This window comes from Streptomyces sp. GD-15H (assembly GCF_045291515.1).
GTDB lineage: Bacteria > Actinomycetota > Actinomycetes > Streptomycetales > Streptomycetaceae > Streptomyces.
In genome coordinates, this window is the sequence record NZ_CP149447.1 from 5,872,503 (window position 1) to 5,890,080 (window position 17,578).

Annotated in this window: 19 protein-coding genes and 3 pseudogenes; 10 read left to right on the top strand and 12 right to left on the bottom strand. The window is 69.8% G+C overall.

Translation table 11 applies throughout. The features are described from left to right. The first annotated feature begins 186 nt into the window (after positions 1-186). Entirely contained in the window at positions 187-780 is a 594-nt protein-coding gene (locus tag WJ438_RS27665) for an ArsR/SmtB family transcription factor (protein WP_406727626.1), read from the top strand. Positions 781-800: 20 nt separating this feature from the next. After that, positions 801-989 (top strand): hypothetical protein, encoded by a 189-nt coding sequence (locus tag WJ438_RS27670; RefSeq protein ID WP_406727627.1) that lies wholly within the window; start codon positions 801-803, stop codon positions 987-989. Positions 990-994: 5 nt separating this feature from the next. Here WJ438_RS27670 and WJ438_RS27675 read toward each other — a convergent pair whose 3' ends face one another. The 3 genes and pseudogenes from WJ438_RS27675 to WJ438_RS27685 all read right to left on the bottom strand — a co-directional run. After that, a complete protein-coding gene (locus WJ438_RS27675; RefSeq protein ID WP_406729828.1) occupies positions 995-1,228 on the bottom strand; it encodes a DUF397 domain-containing protein in 234 nt (77 codons plus the stop codon). An 11-nt stretch (positions 1,229-1,239) separates the two neighbouring features. Continuing rightward, positions 1,240-1,296 (bottom strand): annotated as a pseudogene (locus tag WJ438_RS27680) (DUF397 domain-containing protein); the annotation flags it as partial. Further along, a pseudogene (locus WJ438_RS27685) lies at positions 1,281-2,111 on the bottom strand (Scr1 family TA system antitoxin-like transcriptional regulator); the annotation flags it as partial. The pseudogenes WJ438_RS27685 and WJ438_RS27680, both read right to left, overlap by 16 nt. A 126-nt stretch (positions 2,112-2,237) precedes the next feature. Here WJ438_RS27685 and WJ438_RS27690 point away from each other — a divergent pair. From WJ438_RS27690 to WJ438_RS27715, 6 genes are all read left to right on the top strand, one after another. Continuing rightward, the gene (locus tag WJ438_RS27690) at positions 2,238-2,456 is read left to right on the top strand and encodes a hypothetical protein (protein ID WP_406729829.1); all 219 of its coding nucleotides are present in this window, start codon (positions 2,238-2,240) and stop codon (positions 2,454-2,456) included. After that, positions 2,453-2,668 carry a hypothetical protein gene (locus tag WJ438_RS27695; RefSeq protein ID WP_406727628.1) on the top strand — a complete coding sequence of 72 codons (216 nt, stop codon included), beginning with the start codon at positions 2,453-2,455 and terminating at the stop codon, positions 2,666-2,668. The genes WJ438_RS27690 and WJ438_RS27695 overlap by 4 nt, the downstream gene beginning before the upstream one ends. A 207-nt stretch (positions 2,669-2,875) precedes the next feature. Next, the gene (gene recO, locus WJ438_RS27700) at positions 2,876-3,622 is read left to right on the top strand and encodes a DNA repair protein RecO (RefSeq protein WP_406727629.1); all 747 of its coding nucleotides are present in this window, start codon (positions 2,876-2,878) and stop codon (positions 3,620-3,622) included. Positions 3,623-3,666: 44 nt separating this feature from the next. Next, positions 3,667-4,506: an isoprenyl transferase gene (locus WJ438_RS27705; protein WP_406727630.1), complete on the top strand. Its 840-nt coding sequence runs from the start codon at positions 3,667-3,669 to the stop codon at positions 4,504-4,506. Positions 4,507-4,537: 31 nt separating this feature from the next. Beyond that, positions 4,538-5,062, top strand: coding sequence for a YcxB family protein (locus WJ438_RS27710; protein ID WP_406727631.1), 525 nt, complete (start codon positions 4,538-4,540; stop codon positions 5,060-5,062). Beyond that, the gene (locus tag WJ438_RS27715) at positions 5,059-5,421 is read left to right on the top strand and encodes a hypothetical protein (protein ID WP_406727632.1); all 363 of its coding nucleotides are present in this window, start codon (positions 5,059-5,061) and stop codon (positions 5,419-5,421) included. Before WJ438_RS27710 ends, WJ438_RS27715 begins: the two co-directional genes overlap by 4 nt. Positions 5,422-5,440: 19 nt before the next feature. Here the strand turns inward: WJ438_RS27715 and WJ438_RS27720 are convergent, their stop codons facing one another. The 4 genes from WJ438_RS27720 to WJ438_RS27735 form a co-directional block, all read right to left on the bottom strand. Further along, positions 5,441-5,863: a Fur family transcriptional regulator gene (locus WJ438_RS27720; protein ID WP_406727633.1), complete on the bottom strand. Its 423-nt coding sequence runs from the start codon at positions 5,861-5,863 to the stop codon at positions 5,441-5,443. Positions 5,864-5,933: 70 nt separating this feature from the next. Continuing rightward, positions 5,934-6,836, bottom strand: a complete 903-nt coding sequence (locus tag WJ438_RS27725; RefSeq protein WP_406727634.1) for a metal ABC transporter permease — start codon at positions 6,834-6,836, stop codon at positions 5,934-5,936. A 4-nt stretch (positions 6,837-6,840) separates the two neighbouring features. Continuing rightward, positions 6,841-7,611 (bottom strand): metal ABC transporter ATP-binding protein, encoded by a 771-nt coding sequence (locus WJ438_RS27730; protein ID WP_406727635.1) that lies wholly within the window; start codon positions 7,609-7,611, stop codon positions 6,841-6,843. A gap of 43 nt (positions 7,612-7,654) precedes the next feature. After that, the gene (locus tag WJ438_RS27735; RefSeq protein WP_406727636.1) at positions 7,655-8,653 is read right to left on the bottom strand and encodes a metal ABC transporter substrate-binding protein; all 999 of its coding nucleotides are present in this window, start codon (positions 8,651-8,653) and stop codon (positions 7,655-7,657) included. Between the two features lie 160 nt (positions 8,654-8,813). Between WJ438_RS27735 and WJ438_RS27740 the strand changes: the two genes are divergently transcribed. Beyond that, on the top strand, positions 8,814-10,196 hold the full coding sequence (locus tag WJ438_RS27740; protein ID WP_406727637.1) for a glycine--tRNA ligase: 1,383 nt from the start codon (positions 8,814-8,816) through the stop codon (positions 10,194-10,196). 63 nt (positions 10,197-10,259) lie between these two features. Here WJ438_RS27740 and WJ438_RS27745 read toward each other — a convergent pair whose 3' ends face one another. Together WJ438_RS27745 and WJ438_RS27750 are read right to left on the bottom strand one after the other, a co-directional pair. After that, positions 10,260-10,466, bottom strand: a complete 207-nt coding sequence (locus tag WJ438_RS27745; RefSeq protein ID WP_406727638.1) for a hypothetical protein — start codon at positions 10,464-10,466, stop codon at positions 10,260-10,262. Between the two features lie 78 nt (positions 10,467-10,544). Continuing rightward, positions 10,545-11,990, bottom strand: coding sequence for an MFS transporter (locus WJ438_RS27750; protein WP_406727639.1), 1,446 nt, complete (start codon positions 11,988-11,990; stop codon positions 10,545-10,547). A gap of 157 nt (positions 11,991-12,147) precedes the next feature. On the opposite strand from WJ438_RS27750, the gene dusB reads away from it, so the two are divergent. Next, positions 12,148-13,326, top strand: coding sequence for a tRNA dihydrouridine synthase DusB (dusB, locus tag WJ438_RS27755; protein ID WP_406727640.1), 1,179 nt, complete (start codon positions 12,148-12,150; stop codon positions 13,324-13,326). Positions 13,327-13,394: 68 nt separating this feature from the next. On the opposite strand, the gene WJ438_RS27760 is transcribed toward dusB, so the two are convergent. The 3 genes and pseudogenes from WJ438_RS27760 to WJ438_RS27770 all read right to left on the bottom strand — a co-directional run bounded on the left by WJ438_RS27760 (position 13,395) and on the right by WJ438_RS27770 (position 17,115). Further along, the gene (locus WJ438_RS27760) at positions 13,395-13,532 is read right to left on the bottom strand and encodes a methionine/alanine import family NSS transporter small subunit (RefSeq protein ID WP_406727641.1); all 138 of its coding nucleotides are present in this window, start codon (positions 13,530-13,532) and stop codon (positions 13,395-13,397) included. A 139-nt stretch (positions 13,533-13,671) separates the two neighbouring features. Continuing rightward, a pseudogene (locus WJ438_RS27765) lies at positions 13,672-15,144 on the bottom strand (sodium-dependent transporter); the annotation flags it as partial. Positions 15,145-15,342: 198 nt separating this feature from the next. After that, entirely contained in the window at positions 15,343-17,115 is a 1,773-nt protein-coding gene (locus tag WJ438_RS27770; RefSeq protein WP_406727642.1) for a CDP-alcohol phosphatidyltransferase, read from the bottom strand. Between the last annotated feature and the right edge of the window lie 463 nt (positions 17,116-17,578).

Genomic DNA, 17,578 nt, shown 5'->3' on the forward strand with positions numbered 1-17,578 from the left:
CATTCGTCCGTCTTGACGGCTCTACCCGCACACGCGTGAATTGAACCGATCGTGCGCAACTGCGCCACATCCTCACAGGGCGTACCCGCGCACGACGTGAACGGCATCGTGGGAACGCGGGCCTCCAAAGAACCCGTTGCAAAGAAAGCGTTGCAACGGGTTCTTTGGAGCGCTACCGTTTGTGTCATGGACGGTTCCCAGGACCCACAGGACGCGCAACTCCACAGTCTCGACGCCCGTTCGCTGCGCGGGCTCGCGCATCCGCTGCGTATGCGGTTGCTGAACGCGCTGCGGCGCGGAGGACCGGCCACCGCGTCACAACTGGCCGCGAAACTGGGTGAGTCCAGCGGCGCCACCAGCTACCACCTGCGCCAGCTCGCCGCGCACGGCTTCGTCGAGGACGCGCCGGAGCGCGGCAAGGGGCGGGAGCGGTGGTGGCAGGCGGTCCACCAGGGCGTGTGGCTCGACCAGTCGCTGCTCAAGGACCATGACCCCGAGGTGCGCGGCGCCGCCGACCTGTTCATGCACGAGGTCGCGAACACCCACACCCAAGAACTCGCCACCTGGCTCGGCACCCGCCACGACTGGTCCGAGCAGTGGAACCGCTCCTCGGACATGAGCGACTGGACGCTGAGCCTCACCCCCGAACTCGCCCGCGAACTCACCGGCAAGATGCACGACCTCGTGAAGAGCTACCGAGCCCTGGCCCCCGGCGACGGCGCCCAGGACACCGGGCAGGTGCGCATTCACACGCACGTCATCCCCGTCCGCACGGACTGAACGGACTGAGAGGCCGCCCGATGCACTCCCAGACCCACCACGCGCTGCACCACCTCCGCGACGCCGAACTCCGCGCGCAGGCCGACGCCTACCGTATCGCCGCCTCCGTCGGACACCCCCGGGCCCTCCGGGCCCGCCTCGGCTGGGCCCTCGTGGAGTTAGGCCTGCGGCTCGCCAGTGCCCCCAGGACGGCAGCCACCGTGCCCTAGCGGTGCTACCGGTCCCCGGCGGTGCGTTCGCCGGTGGAGTCGACGGCGCCCATGAACTCCGTCCAGGCCACCGCCCCGACCATCAGCACGGGCCCGCCGGCCGCTTTGCTGTCCCGGACGGGGACTGCACCGGGGACGCCGTCGGCGACTTCGAGGCAGGACTCGCCTCCGCTTCCGCCGCTGTAGGTGCTTTTGCGCCAGTGGGCGGCCCTGGGAAGTCGTACGCGATCTCGGCGCAGTCTCCGCCGCTGCCGTCGCTGTGGCTGCTCTTGCGCCAGCGTGCCTTGCCCAGGTCGTACTCGCGCATCGGCTGAGGCCCTCCGCCGCCGATTCGATGAGGGTCAGGGACGCCTCCGGTGGCAGTGCGTCCGCCCTCAGCAGATCGTATGCCGATCGGGCTCGTGGCACCACGGCCGGATCGTCCAGCAGGCTCCCCGAATACACGGCTTCTGTATAGGCGGTTGGCGGTGCGTCCTCGAACTCCATGAGCTTGAGTGAGCCGGTCATCACGGCATACGACCCAGCCGTGTACGGCAGTACCTGCGCCGGCGCCGACCGCTCTCGCGCGAGCCCCGCGACGTGCTCCGGTTGCTCCGCCATGACTGTTGGTCCGCCTACCGGGAGGCGCAGCACGTTCTCGTGCAGGATCACCCAGTACATCGGCCGCGTCGTGTCCTTGAGGATGCGCCCGCGCTCGATGCGTCCCGACACCTTTTCGTCGACCGACTCATCCCGCGCGAAGGGATTCCTGGCCAGCGTGACCGCCCGCGCATAAGCCGCTGTCTGCAACAGTCCGGGAACCAGCGCCGGCGCAAACTCGCAGATCCTTGTGGCCGGCGTCTCCAGCTCGGCTGCCTTGGCGAAACAGTCCGCATACCGGCGATCGTCGATCAGCTTCCTGCACAACCGCTCGAAAACACCGTCGGTTTGCGGCGTCTCGTCGATGCGCTGGGTCACGTCCAATGGTGACTTGCGGGTGGCCTGTTCGAATTGGCCGATGTAGCCCCCGGACGCGAACACCCGCGTCCCCAGCTCCACCTGTGTGAACCCCGACTCCTCCCGGCGTCGCTTCAGTTCCGTGCCGAAGAACTCCCATGCCGCTTGGCGTGAACCGTTGGCCATTGCTGGCCCCTTTCTCAACCGCTTTGCGCAGCGCCTTACTTGTAGGGCGCAAACCTCTTCCGAGTGCAGGTTCCGGCGGGCACCTTAAGGATCGGAAGCGTGAATGCCGAAAAGAAGGGGATCAGGGTGAAGGCGCAACACTCGGAGTTCTGCGTCGAAGAAGCGGAGGAAGTGGTGAAAGAGTTGCGGGCGTTACTCGCGAAGACCGGAATTACCTTGCCGTCACTGGGGTTGGACCCGGTGGGTCTTGCGCGGGAGGCGCCCTGTCCGCTCGTCGACCTGGGGCGGTGCTCGGTGGAGACCGCACGGCGGATCGCGGCCGCGATGGCCGTGGCGGCGCGATGAAACCGCCGGTCGGTGCGTACGTCGTGGACACCCGGACCGAGAAGATCGGCATCGTGATGGGGCATGAGGGGCCCTACGTCCAGCTGAGACCGTACGGCGGTGGCCGGGAGTGGGACGCGGAGCCGGTCGCCCTGCGCCGGGCGACCCCCGCCGAGCGGCTGCGCGCGGCGACCGCGTACGCCGACGCGCGCAGCCGGGGGAAGCTCCCCTGACGCAGGGACGCAGGGACGCGGGGTCCGGCACGGGCCGGACCCCGGAGCACGTCGAGACGGCGCGTACCGGAACGCGGCGGGCGACACGTACTCCTACGGCTTCGGCCGGAGCCACGAGTGATCGCTCGACGGGCCTGCCCGGCACGGTCCGCGGGACAGGCCCGACCGCGTGACGGAAGAGCCCCGCGTGTACGCGAGAATGGGGTCATGAGTCTGTTCCGCGACGACGGCGTAGTGCTGCGCACCCAGAAGCTGGGTGAAGCGGACCGGATCATCACGCTGCTCACACGCGGTCACGGGCGCGTACGCGCCGTGGCGAGGGGCGTGCGCCGGACGAAGTCCAAGTTCGGTGCCCGCCTCGAACCGTTCTCGCACGTGGACGTGCAGTTCTTCGCCAAGGGGAGCGAGCTGATCGGGCGCGGCCTCCCGCTGTGCACGCAGAGCGAGACCATCGCGCCGTACGGCGGGGGGATCGTCACCGACTACCCCCGCTACACGGCCGGAACGGCCATGCTCGAGACCGCCGAGCGCTTCACCGACCAGGAGGGCGAGCCGGCCGTGCAGCAGTATCTGCTGCTCGTCGGCGCCCTGCGGACCCTCGCCCGCGGCGAGCACGCACCGCATCTCGTCCTCGACGCGTTCCTGCTGCGCTCCCTCGCCGTCAACGGCTACGCCCCGAGCTTCGGGGACTGCGCGAAGTGCGGGATGCCCGGACCGAACCGGTTCTTCTCGGTCGCGTCCGGCGGTTCCGTCTGCGTCGACTGCCGGGTGCCCGGCAGCGTCGTACCCTCGCCGGAGGCCCTGGAACTGCTCGGCGCGCTGCTGACGGGAGACTGGGAGACCGCGGACGCGTGCGAGGAGCGGTACGTCCGGGAGGGGAGCGGGCTGGTGTCCGCCTACCTGCACTGGCATCTGGAACGCGGGCTGCGCTCACTGCGGTACGTCGAGAAGTAACCAGAACCCACAGCAGTACCAGCTAGAGGGAGACGAGGAAGCACATGGCCGTACGCGGGTTCCTGGGGCGTCAGCGCCGGGAGTACAGGACGCCGGAACCGCACCCCTCCGGCGCGCGGCCGCCGAAGTTCCCCGGTGAGCTGGTCCCCAAGCACGTGGCGATCGTCATGGACGGCAACGGCCGCTGGGCCAAGGAGCGGGGCCTGCCGCGCACCGAGGGCCACAAGGTCGGCGCCGAGCGGGTGCTGGACGTGCTCCAGGGCGGGATCGAGATGGGCGTCGGCTCTATCTCGCTGTACGCCTTCTCCACCGAGAACTGGAAGCGCTCGCCGGAGGAGGTGCGCTTCCTGATGAACTTCAACCGGGACTTCATCCGCAAGTCCCGTGACGAGCTCGACGCACTCGGGGTGCGGGTGCGCTGGGTGGGCCGGATGCCCAAACTGTGGAAGTCGGTGGCCAAGGAGCTCCAGATCGCCCAGGAGCAGACCAAGGACAACGACCGGCTCACGCTCTACTTCTGCATGAACTACGGCGGCCGCGCCGAGATCGCCGACGCGGCGCGGGCGATGGCCGAGGACGTGAAGGCGGGCCGCCTCGATCCGGCCAAGATCACCGAGAAGAGCCTGCAGAACTACCTGTACTACCCGGACATGCCGGACGTGGACCTGTTCCTGCGGCCGAGCGGTGAGCAGCGTACGTCCAACTACCTGCTGTGGCAGAGCGCCTACGCCGAGATGGTCTTCCAGGACGTCCTGTGGCCGGACTTCGACCGCCGGGACCTGTGGCGGGCGTGCCTCGAGTTCGCCTCCCGCGACCGGCGTTTCGGCGGCGCGATCCCGAACGAGGAACTGCTGGCCATGGAGGGCGAGCAGCCTGACAGCTGACGCCGGGCCGGGGGACGTTAGGGTCCCGCCCATGGTTCACCAGGGGCGGGACATCATGCAGGACAGCGACGCCGTCGAGTCGGCCTTCCGACCGACACGCACCGACATCCTCCGGGCCATCCAGGTCCGCGACCGCATTCGCCGGCTGGCGCCGGTGCGGTGGACGTTCGCCGTGCTGTTCGCCGGGTTCGCCGCGTTCACCGCGTTCGGAGGAGCGGACGCCGCGCCGTTGGCCGCCCTCTCCCTGCTGACCGCGGTCCTGACCTGGGGCACCCCCCGCATCCAGGCCAACCATGTGTTCCGGACCATCTCATGGCAGGGCGAGTACCGCACCACGGTGACCGACGCCGGGATCACGGTCGAGACCGAGCACACCACGTTGGTGCAGCGCTGGTCATTGTTCCGCGGCTACCGCGAGACCCGCGACCATCTGGTGCTGCTCAGCCGCGACCCGAACATCCTGGTGCTGGAGGTGCTGCCCATGCGCAGCCTGCGCGGCGAAGAGGACGCACAGCGCCTGCGGGCCCTGCTCGACCGTCACCTCTCCCGCGTATGACGACCGCCCGCGCCGCCCGCGGGTGCGCGGCGGCCGCCGTCTTCGCCTGCGCGGGGTTCGCCGTGCTCTTGGGCTTCGGCAGCACGGTGGAAATGGAGTCGTTCCCGGGGTTGCGGGAGAACCTGGCGCCGGTTGCCGTGTACCTGCTGGTGTTCGCGGCGCTGCTCGCCGCCGGCGGACTGGCGCTGGCCGGGCGGCGGTCGTACGCGGGGCGGGGGGCCGTCGTCGTCCTCGGTGTTCTCATGGCGGTGCGGATCTGGACGCTCGCGCCGATGCTGCACTGCTGGTCCCACGACAGCGTGGGGCGGAACGACGACGGCTCCTACCACTGCGTGAATCGCGGCGACATGCTGCCCTGAGCCTGCCGCCGCCGTGGCCTCAGTCGTCGTGGCCGGCCGCCGCGCACGCCGCGCACGTGCCGAAGATCTCCACCGTGTGGGCCACGTTGACGTAGCCGTGTTCGACGGCGATGGCCTCCGCCCAGGTCTCCACGGCCGGGCCCTCGACCTCTACCGCCTTGCCGCAGGTGCGGCAGACCAGGTGGTGGTGGTGATCGTCGGTGGAGCAGCGGCGGTAGACGGACTCACCTTCGGCGGTCCGCAGCACGTCGACCTCGCCGGCTTCGGCGAGGGACTGCAGGGTGCGGTACACCGTGGTGAGCCCCACCGAGTCGCCCTTGTGCTTGAGCATGTCGTGCAGTTCCTGCGCACTGCGGAACTCGTCGACATCCTGGAGCGCAGCCGCCACAGCGGCCCGCTGCCTGGTGGCGCGGCCCTTCACGGGCGGTCCAGCGGTGGTCACCGGTTTCCTCCTCACGTCCGACTCTGCCGCGGCCATTGTGCCAGTCCGGGGAGATCCGGGCGGAGAGCAGTCAACCGCCGGCCTCGCCGGTGGCGTTCCGGCCGGCCGGGACCGCGCATTCCGCGGGTTCGGGCGCGGGTCGCGCGGCGGCCTGCGCCCGCGCGCGGCGGCGGGCCAGCGGGGTGGCCAGCGCGCTCAGCACGAGGAACGCGGCGATCGTCAGCAGCACGATCGTCGCACCGGGCGGCACGTCCTGGTAGTACGAGGTGACGGTGCCGCCGAGGGCCACCGTCACGCCGATGGCGACGGCGATGGCGAAGGTGGCGGCGAAGCTGCGGCTGAGCGCCTGGGCGGCGGCGACGGGCACCACCATCAGCGCGCTCACCAGCAGCAGGCCGACCACGCGCATCGCGACGGTGACGGTGACCGCCGCCGTGACCGCGGTGAGCAGGTTCAGGAACCGCACCGGCAGGCCCGTGACCCGCGCGAACTCCTCGTCCTGGCTGACCGCGAACAACTGGCGGCGCAGACCGACGGTGACCAGCACCACGAACGCGGCCAGCAGGCAGATGGCCGTGACGTCGGACTCGGAGACCGTGGACAGGGACCCGAAGAGGTACGAGGTGAGGTTCGCGTTGGACCCGGTCGGGGCGAGGTTGATGAACATCACGCCGCCCGCCATGCCTCCGTAGAAGAGCATCGCGAGGGCGATGTCGCCGCGGGTCCTGCCGTACCAGCGGATCAGTTCCATGAGGACGGCGCCCACGACGGAGACCAGGGCCGCCATCCACACCGGCGACCAGGAGAGCAGGAAGCCCAGGCCGACGCCGGTCATCGCGACGTGCCCGATGCCGTCGCCCATGAGGGCCTGGCGGCGCTGTACGAGGTAGATGCCGACCGCGGGGGCGGTGATGCCGACCAGGACGGCCGCCAGCAGGGCCCGCTGCATGAAGGCGTAGTTCAGGATTTCCATCGGATCAGCTCAGCAGTCCCGTGCGGATCGGTTCGACGCCCGCGGGCGCGTGTGGGTGTACGTGGTCGTGGCCGGGCAGGGCGTGCTGGCCGACCGCCTTCGGGGGCGGGCCGTCGTGCACGACGCAGCCGTCGCGCAGGACGACCGCCCGGTCGATCAGCGGTTCCAGCGGACCCAGCTCGTGCAGGACGAGCAGGACGGTGGTGCCCTTCGCGACCTGCTCGCGCAGCGTCTTCGCGAGCACTTCCTGGCTGGCCAGGTCGACGCCCGCCATCGGCTCGTCCAGGATCAGCAGCTCGGGTTCGGCGGCGAGCGCGCGGGCGATCAGGACCCGCTGGTGCTGGCCGCCGGAGAGCGCGTCCACGGAGTCCTTGGCCCGGTCCGCCATGCCGACCAGGTCCAGGGCGCGGCGTACGGCCTCGCGGTCGGCCTTGCGGAACGCGCCGAAGCGGGTGCGGGAGAGCCTGCCGGAGGAGACGACCTCGGTCAGCGTGGCGGGCACGCCGCCCGCGGCCGTGGTGCGCTGCGGTACGTACCCCACGCGCGCCCAGTCGCGGAACCGGCGCCGCGGGATGCCGAACAGCTCGACCTCGCCGGCGCCGACGGGCACCTGGCCGATGACGCTGCGCACGGCCGTCGACTTGCCGGAGCCGTTGGCGCCGAGCAGGGCGACCACCTCACCGCGGTGCACGGCGAGGTCGATGCCGCGCAGGACGGGGCGCGAGCCGAGCTCGGCGTGGACACCGCGCAGGGATATGACGGGTTCGGTGCTCATACTGCCGTCCTCATGCCGGTGTCCTTCCGGTGCTTCGAGTCGGTCACTTGGCTCCCAGGGCCGTCTGCAGGGACTTCAGGTTGGACTCCATGACCTGGAAGTAGTCGTCGCCGCGGGACTTCTCGGTGATGCCCTCGAGCGGGTCGAGGACGTCCGTCCTGAGCCCGGCGTCACGGGCGACGGTCTTCGCGGTCTTGTCGCTGACCAGCGTCTCGTAGAAGACGGTGGTCACGCCGTCGGCCTTGGCGGTCTCGGAGAGCTGCTTCACGCGCGCCGCGCTGGGCTCGGACTCGGGGTCGAGGCCGTTGATGGCTTCCTGGACCAGGCCGTAGCGCCCGGCGAGGTGGCCGAAGGCGGCGTGGGTGGTGATGAAGACGTCGGTCTTCCGGTCCTCGAGGCCGGTCTCGAACCGGACGTCGAGATCGTTCAGCTTGCCGACCAGGGCCTCGGTGTTCTTCTCGTAGTCGGCGGCGTGGTCGGGGTCGGCCTTCTCGAAGGCCTTGCCGACGCCCTCGGCGACCTCGGCGTACTTGACCGGGTCGAGCCAGACGTGGGGGTCCGTGCCGCCCTCGGTCTCGTGGCCGTGGCCTTCGTGCCCGCTCTCGGCCTCGCCCGCGTGCTCACCCTCGACCTCGTCCTCGTGGGTGTCGGCCTCGGCGCCGGGCGCCTCGAGGGAGGTCAGCGTGGCCGCGTCGATCTTCGTCTGCACACCGGACTGGACTATGGCCTCGTCGACGGTGGGCTGCAGGCCCTTGAGGTAGAGCGCCGCGTCGGTCTCCTCGAGCTGCGCGGTCTGCTTGGCGCTGATCTCCAGGTCGTGCGGCTCCTGGCCGGGCTGGGTCAGACTGGTGACGTTCACATGGGCGCCGCCGATCTGCTCGGCGAGGAACGCCATGGGGTAGAAGGAGGCGACGACGTCGAACTTGTCGGAGCCGCCCGCGGCCGCGCTGCTGTCGGAGGAGCAGGCGGACAGGGTGCCGAGGGCGAGCGCGGTGATCGCGGTCGCCGCGGCCGCGGGTATGAGGCGTCGTCGTACGTTCATGACACCCATTTTCAACAAAAATGGAAACCGTTGTCAACAAGGAGGGCGAGAGGCCTGCGGCAGGCCCTAATTGGTCCAGGAGCAGGGCCCGCCGGTAGCCTGAGAGCTTCGCTGGAAGCAATCTCGCTTCGTCGCCCGTCGTCGTAATGAAGAGAGCACCGTGGCCGCCGACAAGATCGACACCATCGTCAGCCTGAGCAAGCGCCGAGGCTTCGTATTCCCCTGCAGTGAGATCTACGGCGGCCAGCGTGCCGCCTGGGACTACGGGCCGCTGGGTGTCGAGCTCAAGGAGAACCTCAAGCGTCAGTGGTGGCGCTACATGGTGACTTCGCGTGAGGACGTGGTCGGCATCGACTCGTCGGTGATCCTGGCCCCCGAGGTGTGGGTCGCCTCCGGCCACGTCGCCACCTTCACGGACCCGCTCACCGAGTGCACCGCCTGCCACAAGCGGTTCCGCGCGGACCACCTGGAAGAGGCGTACGAGGAGAAGAAGGGCCGCGCGCCCGAGAACGGTCTCGCCGACGTCAACTGCCCGAACTGCGGCAACAAGGGCCAGTTCACCGAGCCCAAGCAGTTCTCGGGTCTGCTCTCCACCCACCTCGGCCCGACGCAGGACTCCGGCTCCGTCGCCTACCTGCGCCCCGAGACCGCCCAGGGCATCTTCACCAACTTCGCCCAGGTGCAGACCACTTCGCGCCGCAAGCCGCCGTTCGGCATCGCCCAGATCGGCAAGTCCTTCCGCAACGAGATCACGCCCGGCAACTTCATCTTCCGCACCCGCGAGTTCGAGCAGATGGAGATGGAGTTCTTCGTCAAGCCGGGCGAGGACGAGCAGTGGCAGGAATACTGGATGGAGCAGCGCTGGAACTGGTACACCGGCCTCGGCCTGCGCGAGGAGAACATGCGGTGGTTCGAGCACCCGAAGGAGAAGCTCTCCCACTACTCCAAGCGCACCGCTGACATCGAGTACCGCTTCCAGTTCGGCGGCAGCGAGTGGGGCGAGCTGGAGGGTGTCGCCAACCGCACCGACTTCGACCTCGGTGCCCACTCCAAGGCCTCCGGCCAGGACCTCTCCTACTTCGACCAGGAGGCCGGCGAGCGCTGGACGCCGTACGTCATCGAGCCGGCGGCCGGTCTCGGCCGGGCGATGCTCGCCTTCCTGCTCGACGCCTACGTCGAGGACGAGGCGCCCAACGCCAAGGGCAAGCTGGAGAAGCGCACGGTGCTGCGCCTCGACCCCCGGCTCGCCCCGGTCAAGGTCGCGGTGCTCCCGCTCTCCCGCAACCCGGAGCTGTCGCCGAAGGCCAAGGGCCTCGCCCAGGCGCTGCGGCAGAACTGGAACATCGAGTTCGACGACGCCGGTGCCATCGGCCGCCGCTACCGCCGCCAGGACGAGATCGGTACGCCGTTCTGCGTCACGGTCGACTTCGACACCCTGGACGACAACGCGGTGACCGTGCGCGAGCGCGACACCATGAAGCAGGAGCGGATCTCCCTCGACCAGATCGAGGGCTACCTGGCGAGCCGCCTGGTCGGCTGCTGACGCCGTAGCACCTCAACCCGTCGAACCGCCCCGGGCGGCGCTTCCCGCGCCGCCCGGGGCGGTTCACGTTCCGGTGGGGTCCACCGTCGCCTGGTGGGCCTGGGCCAGATGTTCCTCCGCCTTCAGCCAGGGCAGGAACTGGGCGCGTCTGCGCCAGTCGCAGGTCTCGCAGCTGATCACGCGCTGCACACCGGTGCGCTGGACCCGTACGACGTGTTCCCGGCCGTGCTGGTCCCAGCGGCTGACTTTGCTCGTGTCGATCTGGGGCATGACGCAGAGTGTGCAGCAAGAGCGACATCAACGGGGGCTCCGCGCAGGTGAATTCGGTGGAGGCCCGGTCGCGCGCGGCTATGCGTCCACTCCCGACGCCTCGCGGATCTCCGCCGACTCCAGCCGCTCGGCCGTCCGCCTCGCGGTCGCGCGGGCCCAGCGGCCGGAGGTCACCGCGCCCACCACCAGCACCGCGAGCCCGCACGCGGTGAGGATCCACCAGCCGGGCCGCGCCGCCGACACGAAGCTGTCCGCGTACGACGACGAGCCCACCCCCGCCGCCAGCACCGCGCCGATCACCGCGACCCCGAGCGCCTGGCCCAGCTGCCGGCTGGTGGAGGCCACCGCCGAGGCCACCCCGGCCTGGGCGCGCGGCATGCCGGAGACGGCGGTGTTGGTGATGGGGGCGTTGACGAAGCCGAAGCCGACGCCGAACAGGACGTACCCGGTGAACAGCGTGGCATTGGACGTCTCGGCCTCGAAGAGGGCGAAGAGCAGCCCGCTTACCGTCATCGTGCCGCCCGCGATCAGCAGCGGCAGGCGCGGACCCCGGCTGCCGACCAGACGGCCGGAGAGCGGGGCGCACAGGAACATCGGGACGGCCATGGGGAGCATCCACAGTCCGGCGTCCAGGGCGCTCAGGCCCCGTACGTTCTGCAGGTAGAGCGTCGTGAGGAACAGGAACCCGCCGAGCGCGGCGAACGCGCTCACCGCGATCACCGTGGCTCCGCTGAACGGTGCCGAGCGGAAGAAGCGCAGGTCGATCAGCGGTTCGTGGCGGCGGGACTCGTGGATCAGCAGGGCGAGCAGGGCCGCCAGGGCGAGGAGGGCGATGGGGACGGTGGTGGAGAGCGCCGCGTGCGGTGCCTCGATGATCGCGTACGTCAGGGAGCCGAACAGGACGATGACCAGCAGCTGGCCGACCGGGTCGGCGCGACGGGCCTTGGGGGCGCGGGACTCCGGGACGAAGCGCAGGGTGAGGGCGAGGGCGGCGAGGCCGACCGGCAGGTTGATCCAGAAGATGGAGCGCCAGCCGACGGAGTCCACCAGCAGGCCCCCGACCAGAGGGCCCGCCGCCATCGAGAGGCCGACGACCGCGCCCCACGCACCGATCGCGCGGGCGCGTTCGCGCGGGTCGGTGAAGGTGTTGGTGATGATCGACATGGCGACCGGGTTGAGCATCGAACCGCCCACCGCCTGCACCATGCGGAAGACGACCAGCGCCTCCAGGTTCGGGGCGAGCGAGCACAGCAGCGAGCCGAGGGTGAAGACGACCAGCCCCGCCACGAAGACCCGCTTGCGGCCGATCCGGTCGGCCGTGGAGCCCGCCAGCATCAGCAGCGAGGCGAGGACGAGGGTGTACGCGTCGATGGTCCACTGGAGACCGGCGGTGCTCGCGTGCAGCTCCCGCTGGAGGGACGGCAGGGCGACGTTCAGCACCGTGTTGTCCAGGCTCACGATGAGCAGGCTCATGCAGCAGATCGCGAGCACGAGGAGGCGCCGGCGCGGGCTGAGCTCGGGCATGGCCTCCAGCATACGCACAGTTCAATAGTGCGGCTAACTAATGACCACTACACTGATGGCTGCTGCACCGGTGACTGTCGCACCGATGGCTGCCGCTCTGATGGCTGCCGCGCCTTCGCCGTGCCGGGCAGCTCTGGGGATGCGGGACAATGGGGGAATGTCCACGCCCACGCCCACCCCGGCTCAGCCCCTGTCGAACCGGTCGGACCGGTCGAACCTGACGATCGGCCCGTACGCGGTCCGGCCGCCCGTCGTGCTGGCTCCCATGGCCGGGATCACCAACGCGCCCTTCCGCACGCTCTGCAGGGAGTTCAGCGGTGGCAAGGGGCTGTTCGTCAGCGAGATGATCACCACCCGGGCGCTGGTCGAGCGCAACGAGAAGACCATGCAGCTGATCAGGTTCGACGCGAGCGAGACACCGCGTTCGATCCAGCTGTACGGCGTGGACCCGGCGACCGTCGGCAAGGCCGTCCGCATGATCGCGGAGGAGGACCTCGCCGACCACATCGACCTCAACTTCGGCTGCCCGGTGCCGAAGGTGACCCGCAAGGGCGGCGGCTCGGCCCTGCCCTACAAGCGGAACCTGCTGCGGTCCCTCCTGCGCGAGGCGGTGAGCGGCGCCGGGGACCTGCCGGTGACGATGAAGATGCGCAAGGGCATCGACGACGATCACCTGACCTACCTGGACGCCGGCCGCATCGCCGTCGAGGAGGGCGTGAGTGCCATCGCCCTGCACGGCCGCACCGCCGCCCAGCACTACGGCGGCACCGCCGACTGGGACGCCGTCGCCCGGCTGAAGGAGCACGTGCCGGAGATCCCCGTGCTCGGCAACGGCGACATCTGGTCGGCCGACGACGCGCTGCGGATGGTGCGCGAGACGGGCTGCGACGGGGTCGTCGTGGGGCGCGGCTGCCTGGGCCGGCCGTGGCTGTTCGCCGACCTGATCGCGGCCTTCGAGGGCCGGGACGACTTCCGCCGGCCCACGCTGCGGGTGGTCGCCGACGTCATGGTCCGGCACGCGACCCTGCTCGGGGAGTGGATCGGGGACGAGTCGCGCGGGGTGATCGACTTCCGCAAGCACGTCGCCTGGTACCTGAAGGGCTTCGCGGTCGGCTCGGAGATGCGCAAGCGGCTCGCGATCACCTCCTCGCTCCAGGAACTGCGTTCCGGCCTGGACGAGCTGGACCTGGACCAGCCCTGGCCGGCCGGCGCGGACGGTCCCCGCGGCCGTACGTCCGGCAACAACCGGGTGGCGCTGCCGGACGGCTGGCTGAAGGACCCGTACGAGTGCGCGGGCGTCGGCGAGGACGCCGAACTCGACACGTCCGGCGGCTGACCGACGCCGCTCGGATCGTACGGCTCCGCTCCCTGCGGAACGGAGCCGTACAGGTGTGCCCGGACCGCTCAGGCCGCCGGCTGCGTCGGGGCCGCGTCGTCCTCGGGGCGCTCGGGGTGGCGGCGCAGGTGGACGATGGCGCCCACCAGACCGCCCCAGACGATCACGATGGCCACGATCAGCATGATGATCGCACTCGTCGACATCAGTTCTTCCCCCTTCCGGTGCGTCGGAGCCGGAGCCGGAGCCCGCGCCCGCCTTTGCGGCAGAGCCCGGACCCACCTCCGCGTCGGCCTCGGTGCTCGCCTCGAAGCTCGCCTCCGCGGCGGCTTCGGCGTCGGCGGAGCGCCAGGGCACCAGACTGAGGACCACGGCGACGAGCAGTGCCGCCGCGGCGACGCCCCAGCCCGCCCAGAGCAGGAACTCCGTCGAGTAGCCCTCGTAGTTCTCGGCGAGCTCCGTACGCAGGCTGTCGACCATCATCCAGCCGAGCACCAGCGGGGTGACGATGCCGAGGCAGACCAGCCACCAGCGGCCGACCCGCATCGTGGAGACGTCGTTGGCGTGCTTCTGGAAGGCGGGCAGCCGACGCAGCAGCCAGCCCATGACGACGAGCACGACCAGCGCGGCGAGTGCGATGCCGTACTGGTTGATGAAGTGGTCCGCCGCGTCCAGCAGGTAGATGCCGCTGTCGGTCGGGAAGACGAGGATCGACACCAGGGCGATGGCCCCGCCGACGCTCAGGACCGCCGGGACCCGGCGCATACCGGTGCGGTCCTGCACGGCGGCGATGACGACCTCCACGATGCTGATCAGCGAGGTGAGGCCGGCGAGCACCAGCGAGGCGAAGAACAGCACGCCGAACAGCACGCCCATCGGCATCTGGGAGATGACCGTCGGGAACGCCACGAACGCCAGGCCGATGCCGGAGCTCGCGACCTCGTTCACCCCGACGCCCTGGGCCGCGGCCATGAAGCCGAGGGTGGCGAACACACCGATGCCCGCGAGGATCTCGAAGGCGCTGTTGGCGAAGCCGGCGACCATCGCGGAGCCGGTGAGATCCGAGCGCTTCCGCAGATACGAGGAGTACGTGATCATGATGCCGAAGCCGATGGACAGCGAGAAGAAGATCTGCCCGTACGCGGCGACCCACACGCTGCCGTCCCCGAGCGCCGACCAGTCCGGCCGGAACAGGCCGTCCAGTCCCTTGCCGGCGCCGTCGAGCGTGAGCGCGCGGCCGACGAGGACGACGAAGAAGAGCACCAGCAGCGGGATGAAGAACTTGTTGGCCTTCTCGATCCCGTTGCGGATGCCGAGCGCCAGGATGACGAGCACGACCACCCAGACCGCGATGAGGGGCCAGAGCACACCGTCCACGTAGGACGACATGACGCCGGGCGTCTCGGCGGCCTGGAGGAAGTCACCGAAGAAGAAGGCGTTGGCGTCGCTGCCCCACTGCTCGCCGAAGGAGTAACCGATGTAACGCACCGCCCAGGCGATGATGACGGCGTAGTAGGCGGCGACCACGAAACAGATCGCGACCTGCCACCAGCCGATCACCTCAGCGGGCCTGGACAGCTTGCGGAAGGCCGCCGGGGGCGACTTCCGGTATCTGTGGCCGATCGAGTACTCGAGGACGAGCAACGGGATACCGGCGGTCAGCAGCGCGACGAGATACGGCAGAAGGAAGGCCCCGCCGCCGTTCTCGTAGGCAACGGCGGGGAAGCGCCAGATGTTGCCGAGGCCGATCGCCGATCCGATCGCGGCGAACAGGAAGCCTGCGCGACTTCCCCACTGCTCACGGGAAGGACTGGACATGATCACGTTTCCTTGGTCATTTTCTTGCGTAGCGCGGCACGCTAGCAACAGGAACGCCTGGCGAACAGGGGGCGCCGGATAACGGTTACGCGCGTCTCCGCCGGGCCCGGCACGCGGTGTCATCCAAGGTCACGGGCGGGTTGCGCGGCTGATCGGACCGGTGTCGTCGCCCCTCCGCCGACGAATCCCTGACTCAGGTCACCAGCCCTCGGTCGGGTGCGGGACGGAGCCGTAAGCCTTCAGGAAACGGTCACGAAAAGCGTCCATTTTCCACACGGGCGCGCCCTCGGCCGGCCTGAGGCCCTCCGTCCAGTTCCAGTCGGCGATCCTCTCCAGCACCTTCGGGTCCTTGGCGACGATCGTCACCGGCACGTCCCGGCTCGCCCTCGGGCCGCTGACCCGGGCGAGGGGCTGGTGGTCGCCGAGGAAGACGAGGACGGTGTCGTCGGTGCCGTAGCGCTCCAGCCACCGGGTGAGGGCGGTCACCGAGTACGTGACCGACTTGCCGTACTCCTGACGGGACTTGGCGGCATCCGTCATGAGGGTGCCCGGTTCCTTCCCCGCCTTCCGGATGGGGTCGAAGACGGAGCCGTCGCCGAGTTCGTCCCAGCCGACCATCTCGGGGAGAGGCGCCCAGGGCTGGTGGCTGGAGGTCAGGATGATCTCCGCCATCAGGTTCTTGTCGCGCTGCTTGCTGTGCTCCAGGCGCTGGAAGGCCTCGAGCGTGTACTGGTCCGGCATCGTCGACCAGCTGAACTTCGGTCCCTGGTAGCCCAGTTGGAAGGCGTTGTAGACCTTGTCGAGGCCGAACCACTTCGCCTCGGGCCAGCCCTTCTGGACGCCCGGCATGATGCCGACGGTGTCCCACGCCCCGGACTTTCCGAACGCCTTGGTGAGGGTGAGGCGGTCGTTCGCGGTGGCGGTGCGGTAGCGCTGCTGGTTGTCGATCCACAGGCCGGACAGTGCCGTTGAGTGGCCGAGCCAGCTGCTGCCGCCGAACGTCGCCGACGTCAGCCAGCCGCTGCGGGCCCGGTACCCCGCCTTCGCGAGGGTCTCGGTGCCGGTGTCGAGGGTGCGGGTGACGCCGGGGGCGATCACCGGGTCCTCCAGGGCGGTGCGGCCGTAGCTCTCGATGAAGGTGAGGAGGACGTCCTTGCCGCGCAGGTCGGGCAGGAGGTGGCCGGGGGGTGTGGCCGCGAAGGTGTCGGAACGCGCCGCCTTCTCGAACTCCGCCTCGTCGCGCAGCGTGTCCACCACGCGCCGGGCCTGCACCTTCGCCGCCGCCGCGGCCCGGTCCGAGGCGACCGGTGTGCCGAGGACCTGCAGACCGAGGGCGGTACAGGTGATCCACGCGGTGCCCGCGACGAGCGCGCCCCGGGTGGCTCGCGCGCGGTGCCGGGCCAGCAGCTCGCCCAGCCGGACGGCGGCCAGCGCCATCACGACCACCAGGAGCAGGACGAGGGCGACCGCGCCGACGGTGGCGGCCGTGGCGGTCGTGTGGCCCATCGAGTCCTCGACATAGGCCTGGGCGTCGTCGAGCAGCCCCCAGTCGAGCATCAGGTTGAAGCCCCGGCCCAGGTATTCGTTGAACCCGATGTCCAGCAGGTTCAGCACGGTCAGTACGGCGATGCCGGCCCCGTACAGCGCGGCCACGACGATCCGGGGCCGGCGCGGCAGGGCGGGCAGCAGCACGGCTCCGATGATCGCCTCGGCCGGTATCCGGGTGAACCGGTCGGGGCGCAGGGCGCCGGCGGTGTCGGGCAGCAGGAGGGCGCCGACGATCAACACGGCGGCGAGGACGTGCAGGGTGCGGCGGGCGGCACGTACGGCGCGGGGGCGCTCGTCCCGCAGAGCGGCGTAGCGGGCGCGGAAGGCGGGGCGGGCGGGGCGGGTCTCTTCCGTTTGCTTCCGGCCCCCTCGTTTCTCTTCGGTGGTCCGTGTCGGCCGGCGCAGGCGTGTGGAGACAGGCACCCGGAGGTCCTTCCGTGCGAAACCCGGTGAGGAGGCGGACCCGGCGTGGGGGTCCGGATCCGCCGTGGTTCCGTACGGGCGCGCCGACCGGTGCGTTCAACGGTCCGTCGTGCCGTCGGGACCGGAGTACGGGAGGCGTCCGCATGGTGAAATCCCGGCGATTGTGGCAGCGTGATTCTCGCCACCCTTGATAAGGGTTGCGCTCAGATGAGCGGATCATGGGCGACTGCACTTCTCAAAGCGTGGCACTGGGTGCCATCTTTTGATCGTTCATCGAGCGAAATCAAACGTGCCGATCTCCGCTCGAATGAGCGCGTAGAGTGCTCAATCCGGGATCGTCGCGTTCAAGAAGTGAATACATGCGGCTCTGCTCGCTTACCAAGCCTTGACTTGTTTTTGACTTTTGATCCAGTGGTGGCGGAGTGGTCCCAGCCGCATGACGCACGTGTGGACGTACCCATAC

Bases quoted from the DNA above. Each gene is read 5' to 3' on its own strand.
- WJ438_RS27665 (WP_406727626.1), top strand. From the start codon at position 187: ATGGACGGTTCCCAGGACCCACAGGACGCGCAACTCCACAGTCTCGAC.
- WJ438_RS27670 (WP_406727627.1), top strand. From the start codon at position 801: ATGCACTCCCAGACCCACCACGCGCTGCACCACCTCCGCGACGCCGAA.
- WJ438_RS27695 (WP_406727628.1), top strand. From the start codon at position 2,453: ATGAAACCGCCGGTCGGTGCGTACGTCGTGGACACCCGGACCGAGAAG.
- recO (WP_406727629.1), top strand. From the start codon at position 2,876: ATGAGTCTGTTCCGCGACGACGGCGTAGTGCTGCGCACCCAGAAGCTG.
- WJ438_RS27705 (WP_406727630.1), top strand. From the start codon at position 3,667: ATGGCCGTACGCGGGTTCCTGGGGCGTCAGCGCCGGGAGTACAGGACG.
- WJ438_RS27710 (WP_406727631.1), top strand. From the start codon at position 4,538: ATGGTTCACCAGGGGCGGGACATCATGCAGGACAGCGACGCCGTCGAG.
- WJ438_RS27715 (WP_406727632.1), top strand. From the start codon at position 5,059: ATGACGACCGCCCGCGCCGCCCGCGGGTGCGCGGCGGCCGCCGTCTTC.
- WJ438_RS27725 (WP_406727634.1), bottom strand. From the start codon at position 6,836: ATGGAAATCCTGAACTACGCCTTCATGCAGCGGGCCCTGCTGGCGGCC.
- WJ438_RS27730 (WP_406727635.1), bottom strand. From the start codon at position 7,611: ATGAGCACCGAACCCGTCATATCCCTGCGCGGTGTCCACGCCGAGCTC.
- WJ438_RS27735 (WP_406727636.1), bottom strand. From the start codon at position 8,653: ATGAACGTACGACGACGCCTCATACCCGCGGCCGCGGCGACCGCGATC.
- WJ438_RS27745 (WP_406727638.1), bottom strand. From the start codon at position 10,466: ATGCCCCAGATCGACACGAGCAAAGTCAGCCGCTGGGACCAGCACGGC.
- WJ438_RS27750 (WP_406727639.1), bottom strand. From the start codon at position 11,990: ATGCCCGAGCTCAGCCCGCGCCGGCGCCTCCTCGTGCTCGCGATCTGC.
- dusB (WP_406727640.1), top strand. From the start codon at position 12,148: ATGTCCACGCCCACGCCCACCCCGGCTCAGCCCCTGTCGAACCGGTCG.
- WJ438_RS27760 (WP_406727641.1), bottom strand. From the start codon at position 13,532: ATGTCGACGAGTGCGATCATCATGCTGATCGTGGCCATCGTGATCGTC.